Origin of the sequence: Lysinibacillus sp. NPDC093712 (assembly GCF_050280025.1) — a bacterium.
Lineage (GTDB): Bacteria > Bacillota > Bacilli > Bacillales_A > Planococcaceae > Lysinibacillus.
On sequence record NZ_JBNNUU010000012.1, the window covers coordinates 85,592 to 91,702 of the forward strand.

At 37.3% G+C, this 6,111-nt stretch carries 7 protein-coding genes; 2 read left to right on the forward strand and 5 right to left on the reverse strand.

Annotation, left to right across the window (positions count from 1 at the left end; all coding sequences use genetic code 11):
• Positions 1-63: 63 nt before the first annotated feature.
• From ACQKNX_RS24155 to ACQKNX_RS24175, 5 genes are all read right to left on the reverse strand, one after another.
• Positions 64-381: a YbjQ family protein gene (locus ACQKNX_RS24155; protein WP_427431098.1), complete on the reverse strand. Its 318-nt coding sequence runs from the start codon at positions 379-381 to the stop codon at positions 64-66.
• 12 nt (positions 382-393) lie between these two features.
• A complete protein-coding gene (locus tag ACQKNX_RS24160; protein ID WP_427431099.1) occupies positions 394-873 on the reverse strand; it encodes a nucleoside 2-deoxyribosyltransferase in 480 nt (159 codons plus the stop codon).
• 10 nt (positions 874-883) lie between these two features.
• The gene (locus tag ACQKNX_RS24165) at positions 884-1,318 is read right to left on the reverse strand and encodes a GNAT family N-acetyltransferase (RefSeq protein WP_427431100.1); all 435 of its coding nucleotides are present in this window, start codon (positions 1,316-1,318) and stop codon (positions 884-886) included.
• A 73-nt stretch (positions 1,319-1,391) separates the two neighbouring features.
• Complete coding sequence (locus ACQKNX_RS24170; protein WP_427431101.1) at positions 1,392-1,940, reverse strand: hypothetical protein; 549 nt, start codon at positions 1,938-1,940, stop codon at positions 1,392-1,394.
• Between the two features lie 755 nt (positions 1,941-2,695).
• A complete protein-coding gene (locus ACQKNX_RS24175; RefSeq protein WP_427431102.1) occupies positions 2,696-3,676 on the reverse strand; it encodes an ABC transporter substrate-binding protein in 981 nt (326 codons plus the stop codon).
• 113 nt (positions 3,677-3,789) lie between these two features.
• Here ACQKNX_RS24175 and ACQKNX_RS24180 point away from each other — a divergent pair, with 113 nt between their 5' ends.
• Together ACQKNX_RS24180 and ACQKNX_RS24185 are read left to right on the forward strand one after the other, a co-directional pair.
• Positions 3,790-4,821, forward strand: coding sequence for a FecCD family ABC transporter permease (locus tag ACQKNX_RS24180; protein ID WP_427431103.1), 1,032 nt, complete (start codon positions 3,790-3,792; stop codon positions 4,819-4,821).
• Entirely contained in the window at positions 4,821-5,849 is a 1,029-nt protein-coding gene (locus ACQKNX_RS24185; protein WP_427431104.1) for a FecCD family ABC transporter permease, read from the forward strand. The genes ACQKNX_RS24180 and ACQKNX_RS24185 overlap by 1 nt, the downstream gene beginning before the upstream one ends.
• Positions 5,850-6,111: the final 262 nt, after the last annotated feature.

Here is a 6,111-nt window from a genome sequence, read left to right on the forward strand (position 1 = left end):
TTATTATTATCAATATTTAAAACTAAAAGGACTTCAATCTTAGACTGAAGTCCTCTGTTAAAGTCATTTTTTTAATTTTACAGCAGTTCCATAGGCTAAAACCTCGGAGGTGCCATCCATTACGGATGATGTCGAATATCTAATTGCCACTATCGCATCCGCACCTAGGCGTTTAGCTTCTTCTTCCATAGCACGTGTAGCAATTTCTCTTGAGCGAACGAGCATTTCTGCATACTCTTTCATTTCACCACCAACAATATTCCGAAGCCCCACCATCATATCGCGTCCAATATTTCTTGATTGAACTGAATTGCCCTTGACTAAACCTAATGTTTCTTCAATTACTTTTCCAGCAACAACATCCGTTGTTGTTAAAAGCATTTGCAATCCTCCTTATTGTTGGAATTCCTGCACCGCTAATACAGCATCGTTAATAGAGGAAGTAATGACACCGCTGCGTTTTATTAAACCGATGACAAATAAATTACGGTAGACGAATTGATTTTCAATCCCATCACGAATAAGCGCTTCTATTTTCATCATATTTTCACGCCCTTGTTGACGCACATCTGTAAATACCCCAACGATTGGACGGTTGAGCATAGCAAATGCCCCTATTTCAGCTGCAACACCAGAGTCAATTTCGACACCATCTAATACCGCGACTAATACATCGCTCTTTTGTAGCATAGCTAAATCAGCCTCTGCAATTGCCAAACTATCCGCATACCCTGTCTTATCGTTTATTGCATCATTCTCCTGTGGTACATATAATTCAATATCCGGTATCGCTTGTCGAATTGCCGATGCTAATCGTTCATTGACTAAACGATCCCCTAAAGAAAATAACCCGTTTGCTAAATATGCCTTCATTATAAATTCCTCAATTCAATAATTTTTCAAATACTATTTTATGTCGTCCTTTATCATCTACAAAGGTTGAAATAATGTCAAAACCATGTTTTATATTTGTGATGAGCATTGCTTTCCGCTCGTTTCTACCGTATGTACGAACTTTATTAAAGCCAAGCGCTTGCACTTTTTCATGTTGATATCTCATCAACTGACTTGCAATTCCTTGACCTCGCATCTTTTCATCGACGCCCCCTAGCCAGCTATAAAAAACGCCATCAGGATGTGTATAACCTAGTTTAAATCCGACCAATTCTTCTTTTTCAACTGCAAATAAACAAAGAAGTTCTTTCTTGTCTTCAAGTTTTTCAAGCTTAAGGCGTGCACCATCAAATACATGTGCATGAATTGCTTGTAATTGATGTAGCCAAGCATATGGTACACCCTCAACCATAACAATTTGCACTTTTATCACCTCATCTCGTATTCCAATAAATTATTATATCAGAAAAACGTCAATCGCGTCTGATGAGAAAAATTTATCCATACAGCATTGCTGGTTGACGTACATCTTGTAAATAATCTGCTAGTTTTCCAGCAAAGATTTCCTCTAAATATGGTAATTGTGCAATACAGTCTGGTGTCATTAACGCTGGATTTTGATAAATCTTTAGTCCACCTATTTTTAAAAGTGTAGCTACAAACTGTGAGCAGAAATACGCACGTTCTCTGCGCACTTCTTTTTGCATCATTACACCAAATAGCCCGATAAAATTGTATTTATAACGTTCTCGATTGCAATACATATAACGCACAATTCTAATCATTTCTAAGTACTGATAGGACGATACTCGACAGCGATAAATGACACAATCAGCACACTCAAAAAGTCCAGATTCAGCATTTTCTCGTAAAAACCCACCACTTAAAGGATTATTTATCTGTCTTCGCCCAAAGCTATACATATCAAAGAGTCCATCATCAAAGGCGATCGATGCATGATTCATCTCTTTTCCAGTGTACATACCTATCGCCTTCGATAGTAAAGTACCTGTTTTAGTTAATACTATGTAAATGGTATGTGCCATATCCTCACCTACTTCAATAATGTTCTATTAATACCAATACGTTTTAATTCTTCAAATGGTTTCGTAATTTCCTTTTTTTTATATTATAGAAAATAAATCTTAATTTTTACCTTAGTTGAAACTTAAGAATTTCTTAAGTTTTTTGATTTTTTATGCGTCAATAGAAGCTACTAGATATGATTCTATCAATGGTTATAAGCTCGTATTTTTCCGCTACCTTTATTTATATGTCTATACTTGTATTCTTATGTGGGATACAACTGGAGTTCAAAAAATTTTTATTTGAGGAATGAACGTAAAAATATTTACATACAAGCTCTAGGTACGAACTCGTCCTTAACCATCGAACTGGAAGAGCGTAAAGAATTGCTATTTATTAATCTAATACTATGAATTATATTATAATTTTTATAAAAAAGTACTAATTTAAATTTATATCACACTTATATCACAATAAATTATAAGAAAGTGAAGGCTTTGTGAACGTGGTCAAAATATGCCTAACAATCATTATCATCGTAATAATCGTTACAGCAATAAATGGTTTTATGGTTAATTCTAAACTCTCAAGTAAATCCTGAAGATGAAAGCGAAGTGATAATTGAAATAGAAAATTAACTGTTAGTATCCATCTCTATGTCTTGTTTGGTTTCGCGGGATTGTGTTCTCATTTCGCGGAATTCCCTCCTCATCTCGCGGAATTGTGCTCTCCTTCCGCGGGATTCCCTTCTCACTTCGCGGATTTCCGCTCAATTTTATTTTGTTAAAACATTGACGATATCATCAACGATTTTCGTATTGGCAATTGCGCCTGTATATAACCAACTTGAATCTTTTGGCAAACTATGTACATGACCAGCTTGGACTGCTGGGATAGTACCCCATAATTTTTCACTTAATGCTTGGACACTTGCATCGTCACCACTATCAATAATAAACAGATGATCTGCATCTAACGTAACAAGCTTTTCAAGTGATATTTCATTCCAATTGGCTGTCGCGTTTGCTGAGATTTCTTGTACAACTGATGGCACAGCTAAGCCAAGATCATTGTACATCACATCTCCGCTCGAAAGATTTTGTGAAACGATGAAAAACTTCCCGCCAACAACCCAGATGGCTGCGGCTGAAATGTTACCAACCTTTTGCTGAATTTGTTGTTTTGCTTCTTTCACCTTGGCATTATAGTCATCTAACACTTGTTGTGCTTTATCTTTTTGTTCAAACACTTCACCAACACGTAGAAGTTCATCACGCCAGTCATTGTTTACTTCTGCTCCAATCACATAAGTTGGTGCAATTTTGCTATATTGCGCATATTTATCTCCTTCCACCATAGCGGCAGAGTCCATAATAATCAAATCTGGTGAAAAGCTTTGCACTGCTTCAAACGGTAAATCAAATGGTATTGTTGGAACATCTTTCAATGTATCTTGTAAGTAATCTTGAACGCTTGCACCATCTCGAACACTCCATTGCGCAACTGGCGTTATTCCAAGTGCAACAAGGTGATCCTCTAAGTAAGAAGCAATGACCCGCTTAGGGTGAACCGGAACTTCAACTTTATTGCCTATCGCATCTGTTAGCGTTCGATTTTCGAGAACATGGTCTATTTTGTGCTCCGATTTTGTATCATCTTGTGAAGCAGTATTTGTCTCGTTATTTCCACATCCTATTAGCATGAATGCGAAGACACTAGCACATGTTAATCCCCATTTCTTCATTTTTAAAATCATGTTAATGCCTCCTAACTACGATTATGTTATAATTTAATTGATATTGAAAATCATTCTCATTTAAAAAATAAAATAAAAAATTTATTATGTCAATGCTAGGAGCTTTTACATGGATGAAGAGAAAATCATTAGCTTTCGTTAGACTTCATTACCGTATAACTTATAATATTCTCACTCTATTGCTATTCATTTGTTTAATTTGTTTGGTTGTTGTCATTTCGATTCGATTTGGCGCCAACGAACTAACCTATAAAACAATATGGAATAGCCTTTTACATTACGATGAAACTAATAATGAACATGTCATTTTACATGAGTTGCGTATTCCACGTGCAGTTGCAGGACTTCTCGTTGGTAGTGCCCTCGCTGTTTCAGGAGCGATTATGCAAGGTGCTACGCGTAATGCTCTTGCCTCCCCTTCCATATTAGGGGTTACTTCAGGTGCAGGTTTTATGTTATCCATTGCATACACGCTGTTTCAAACACCTAGTTTCGCTATGCTTATACTTTTTTCATTTATTGGGGCAGGTGCTGGAGCCGCACTAGTATTTACGTTAACTGCGGTTGCAAAAGGTGGCATTACACCTGTAAAACTAGCATTAGCTGGCGCTGCCATTTCTGCTTTTCTAAGTGCACTATCTACAGCAATTGGTCTAAAGTACGATATTGCTAAAGATTTAAGCTATTGGTATGCAGGTAGTCTTTCTTCTATTCAGCCAATACATATAAAGGTCGCAATTCCATTTGTCATCATCGGCTTACTGTTGGCAATGATATTAGCAAAATCAATTTCTGTTATGAGTTTAGGTGAAGAAGTAGCAACAGGGCTAGGTCAACGAACAACAGTTATACGTGTGCTTTGTACAATTACTGTGCTTTTATTAACCGGTGCAGCCGTTTCCATTGCAGGTATTATCGGTTTTGTTGGTTTAGTTGTGCCACATATCGTACGAGCAATCGTTGGAGTTGATTATCGTTGGATATTACCTATTTCAGCCATTATAGGTGGCTGTTTATTGTTATTTGCGGATATTGTAGCTCGCAGCATCATGAGTCCTTTTGAATCCCCAGTAGGTGCTGTTACTGCAATTATCGGTGTGCCCTTTTTCTTATACTTAGCTCGTAAAGATGGAAGAGGTTTATAATGCATAATTTAATACGTAAACATACACATCGTTTTTCTATTTATATCGTAATATGTTTGCTACTGCTATTTGTAGTGGCATTCATTAGTGTGAATACAGGGTATATGAAGTTTTCGATTTTAAGTTTTCTTCAAACTTTGCTAGGGAAGGGCTCCCCTGACAATGCTTTAACAATCTTTAGCTTTCGCTTCCCCCGTATTTGCATGGCCATCCTTGTTGGGTTTGGTGTTGCTGTGTCAGGTGTCATCCTACAAAGTATTTCAAAAAACCCGCTAGCAGACCCAGGTATTTTAGGCATTAACGCCGGTGCAGGGTTTGCTATTGTGTTGTATACATTCTTTATTCAAGGATTGTTATTTTCTAGCTCATGGATGTCTATCTTTTTTATGCCCCTAATCGCCTTAATGGGTGCACTCTTTGCGGCATCTATCATTTATTTATTAGCTTATAAAAGAGGACAGGTGTCTCCGTCGCGCATGCTCTTAGTTGGAGTTGGCATTAATGCTGCGTTTAGTGCAGGAATCACCATTTTCCAACTTCGCATGGAACCTATCGATTTTACTAGAACACTCATCTGGCTTTCGGGATCTATTTGGGGCAGTACTTGGACATTTGTGCTCGCGTTACTTCCTTGGATAGTGGTGTTAATACCCTTCGCTTGTTATAAAGCTCGCGTACTAGATATTCTAGCATTGAATGAGATGACCGCTATTGGTGTCGGTATTAATGTCACAAAAGAACGTAAAAGACTTCTAGTATTGGCCGTGCTTCTAGCAGGCACCTGTGTTGCAGTTGGGGGTGGACTTACATTTTTAGGGTTAATTGCACCTCATATTGCAAAAAAATTAGTAGGTAGTTTGCATTATCGGGTGATTCCATTTAGTGCATTAATTGGTGCTTTGCTTTTATTAATGTCTGATACTATTAGCCGAATCATTATTGCACCTGCGGAATTACCCGTTGGTATCGTGTTAGCCATATTAGGAGCACCTTACTTTATCTATTTACTATTAAGTACAAGAAGCTAATTTTAGCATACTCCCTACCATTATTAGAACTATTCGTTTCGTTACAACGAGTTAACACAAACGGAGGCTAGATTGACCTCTGCTAACAGATAACGTAAAACCTCTCGCAAATGAACTGCACCCCAATTGTTAGACACATCTAACAATTGGAGGTGCATTTTTTTATGGCTAAATATACTGCAGAGGAAAAATTACAAGCAGCTTTACGATACTTAGAAGGCAAAGAAAGTTCACATGAAATTGCTAAATCGATTGGGACAGA